The sequence below is a fragment of the Citrifermentans bremense R1 genome (assembly GCF_000426865.1).
GTDB classification, from domain to species: Bacteria; Desulfobacterota; Desulfuromonadia; order Geobacterales; family Geobacteraceae; genus Geomonas; species Geomonas bremensis.
The window spans coordinates 1-3141 of record NZ_AUGE01000071.1 but is presented as its reverse complement, the minus strand read 5'-3'; the positions used below and the strand labels follow the sequence as shown (position 1 = coordinate 3141).

The following is a 3141-nucleotide window of genomic DNA, read 5'->3' as shown; positions in this document are numbered from 1 at the left end:
GATCCACTCCTCACTGGGGTACCGGACCCCTTACGAGGTAGACCAACTCAGCCTTGCCGCTTAACTGACTGTCTACGAAACCGGGGCATTTCCAGCGTTGAGCTGCTCCATTTGCACCTCCAGTCCCTGTTCCTCAGTCGATACCCTCGCATATCCAATAATGGCCACATTTCCTCCGTTTTTTGTCAATAAGGTCTTAGATGTTGCGGAAAAAGGCTGTCAAAAGTCGAAACGAACCCTTGTGACAGCCTTTTGCGTTATGCCCTGCCTCTGTCTCAGGGGTGGAGTCTATTGGCACCCCAAATTACTCCACCTCGCACCTCAGACCGCGGGCATTGAGCATCGTGGAGACATATTCACTCTGTCGGCGCGGGTACGTCTCCCGCAGATGTGGGGCCAGCCAGAGCACCCATAGCAAGATGGCCACATGGCCCAGCATCGCGATGCCGGATGCACACATGCAGAGGATTAATTTCCATCTGTCCGGTGTGACCACCATCGTGAGGAGGCCACCGCCGGCAAACGAAATAAAAGCCCAGTCGCAAGCCCGCTCGCACACCTGAAGCAACCTTTTATGCGCCTGCCAGTAATACCGGTCTAACAATCGGAACGCATCGACCAAATTATCCACTGCCAGCTGATAGTCCCGTGCCTGTGCAGCTACAGCCACCGAGGCGTGGAGTGATAGATAATTTGTTTCAGTCTCCAGCGCCTGTCGCAACCTTTTTTGCGGGGCCCGATAGAAAGCCCGCCTTATCGCTCGCTCTAGGCGCAAGTCGGCCGCCTCAATATATCTTTCCACAACTTTTCGAGGCTAAGCATTTGCGGATCCGATGCAACGCCGACAACGACAAATTGTCCAAAGATTTTCTCAAAATCCGGCCAGATTTCGGTTTCCACGGCTCCGCCCTCCTTATGGCTGCGGCAGCAAGTTGATAAACTGATAGACGTTATTGAACATAAACCAGAAAAATTGCATCGAGAAATTGACATAGGCGACGGCCAGCGTCGTCCAGGTATTCGCCAACGTCAGGATGATGGTATTGGCCTGATCGAGCGATACGAGGCTATTACCGCTCTGGGCCAGACCATAGGCCGTGCTACTGTTGCTGAAAACAGCTTTGAGCATGGACGGCGCTTTGACGCCGAGACGCTGGGTGTCGAAGGAAAAATGGCCGTTGGCGTCGGTCGTGGTAATGAATTGCGTACCAGTTGAGTCCTTCAAGAACACGGTGGCCGACTTGGAGGCACCGACCTGTGCCGTGCCGGTGATGGCCTGAGCTGGCGGATCGGACGCCCCTGACCCGCATCCGGCGAGGAGGAGAATGAGGATTGCTAGGAGTTTACGCATAGATCACCTCGTTGGCTTGACGAAAAAAATCTCGTGCAGTCCACTGCTGTAAAATCGGTTTAGATCTGGCAAGCCAGACTGCGTCGTCCATTTTAGTGCCAGGCATTCGCCCTCACCCGGCCAAAGCCCCGTCCAACGGCTAAAAAGCGGGTCGTGACCCTCGCACTCACACGAGAGCCACTGCAATCCGCAGACTGAGCACCTCTCGACATCGCAGCCATCGTTGTGTGGTTGTCCAGGCGCGGCGTCGCAGTCAGGACAATTTTCTAATTCGATATCCATCAGTTCACCTCAGTGGCACAGAGCAGTTTCACCTTTTTGTTTGCCAGTTTTTTTATTAGCCAAATCCTCGAAAACCTTTCCGAAAATCTTGGTTTCCACGTCGTAGGTGATGGCGTCACCGAACGTGATCGTGCCGCCCTCGTGACGATTAAATGGCAAAATCGTAGCGAAGGAAAACGCCACCGATTTGAAGGTGATAACGATGACTTCGCTGCGGGTATCGCGGTCGCGCACCGGTGTCTTCAGCGTGTCGCCTGGAGTTGTCGTAGCCATCCAGGCCTCAGAAATATGGCATGCGGCGACTGAATGCAGGTCTCTGATTAGCTGCTGAACCCACGAGAGCATCTGATATTTTTCGTCATCATTGGCATACTGCACAGGCACAATTTGCGAATCGTACTGATACTGGGCACTGTCGGATTTTTGGTAAAGGATCACGACTGGCGTCAGATGTCCCGCCGCGGTCAGATTTTTTTTGGCAATCGCCAAAATGTCATTTGCCAACGACTGAGCCTGTGTAAGCAGCACTAGTCCTCTCCCTTGAGCATTACGGTGATTACTGCTTCCCCTTGGTCGCCTGGGCCGACATGAGCCTTCATCTGGAGGTATTTTCCTTCGGGCAGCCCAACCACAAACTCGACGACTTCGCCAACGCCATCACTATATTTTGTGGTCGGAAACTTACTCATCCACAATATATCATGTATCCATCCGGCATGGCTCGACCCGTTGGATTCGTCTACCGCCAGCTCAATCAGATGCCAGACAGCAGCCGTACACGCGATTGGATACCGGTGGTGCCGTTTGCAGAGGTCAGGATAATTGGCCGATAAATTAACCAGGACGCCATCGGAAAAGGCTTGGGCGCGACTGTATGAATGGATAACTTCAGCGTCTGAAAACATTACCGCTCCTATGCAGATGCGTAGAATTTTCGAATTGAAGCACTTTCAAGAAACGCAAACAATGTCTCGATGTACCGGTGGTCGTTGATAATGCAGGTTTTCATGTTGCGGGTCGGCCACAGCCCGTTGTAGGTTTTTGGGGCCGCAAAAAACGATGCCTCGATTTAGGTCACGCTCCCGCATAAAAATTATCCACGGCCCCTTTGTGTTCATTTTGCCTCGTCGTCATTTGCGCTATATAGCGAGCAACCAGGAGTTTTTTTGTCCTCTCCGTGCCCTACGCTGCCGGTCAATGCGACCGCAATTTCGGAGATTTCAATTGCATGGCGGACGCCGTACAGGCACCAGCCGGTGGCCAGTTCCTCCTCGCAGACCTCGGTGACCAGCTCGCCGTCCTCGCCTCGGAACTGCCTGACGGGTCGGATTTCATACCTCTGGTACTGGTGGATGTCATCTATCGGTGGGTATTTATGGGTAGCCATATTGGCCTCAAGTATGAAACTGCCCCGCTAGCAGGTTGTTGAAAAACTAAGTACAGAAAAGAGCAGTTTTATGGTACACTACGGCGCGTAACACATTGCAATCACAAAGGAATGTTATGCG

The 3141-nt window shown here is 52.7% G+C and carries 6 protein-coding genes; all 6 read right to left on the bottom strand.

All coding sequences use genetic code 11. The features are described 5' to 3' along the window. Positions 1-304: 304 nt before the first annotated feature. Entirely contained in the window at positions 305-775 is a 471-nt protein-coding gene (locus tag K419_RS0118790) for a hypothetical protein (protein ID WP_026842890.1), read from the bottom strand. After that, positions 766-900, bottom strand: a complete 135-nt coding sequence (locus K419_RS24335) for a hypothetical protein (protein ID WP_264175625.1) — start codon at positions 898-900, stop codon at positions 766-768. Before K419_RS24335 ends, K419_RS0118790 begins: the two co-directional genes overlap by 10 nt. 13 nt (positions 901-913) lie before the next feature. Further along, complete coding sequence (locus K419_RS0118780) at positions 914-1351, bottom strand: transthyretin-like family protein (protein WP_026842889.1); 438 nt, start codon at positions 1349-1351, stop codon at positions 914-916. Positions 1352-1642: 291 nt separating this feature from the next. After that, entirely contained in the window at positions 1643-2161 is a 519-nt protein-coding gene (locus K419_RS0118775; RefSeq protein ID WP_026842888.1) for a hypothetical protein, read from the bottom strand. Then, entirely contained in the window at positions 2161-2538 is a 378-nt protein-coding gene (locus tag K419_RS0118770; protein WP_035497586.1) for a DUF6573 family protein, read from the bottom strand. The genes K419_RS0118775 and K419_RS0118770 overlap by 1 nt, the downstream gene beginning before the upstream one ends. A gap of 209 nt (positions 2539-2747) precedes the next feature. Then, positions 2748-3020 carry a hypothetical protein gene (locus K419_RS0118765; RefSeq protein ID WP_026842886.1) on the bottom strand — a complete coding sequence of 91 codons (273 nt, stop codon included), beginning with the start codon at positions 3018-3020 and terminating at the stop codon, positions 2748-2750. Positions 3021-3141: the final 121 nt, after the last annotated feature.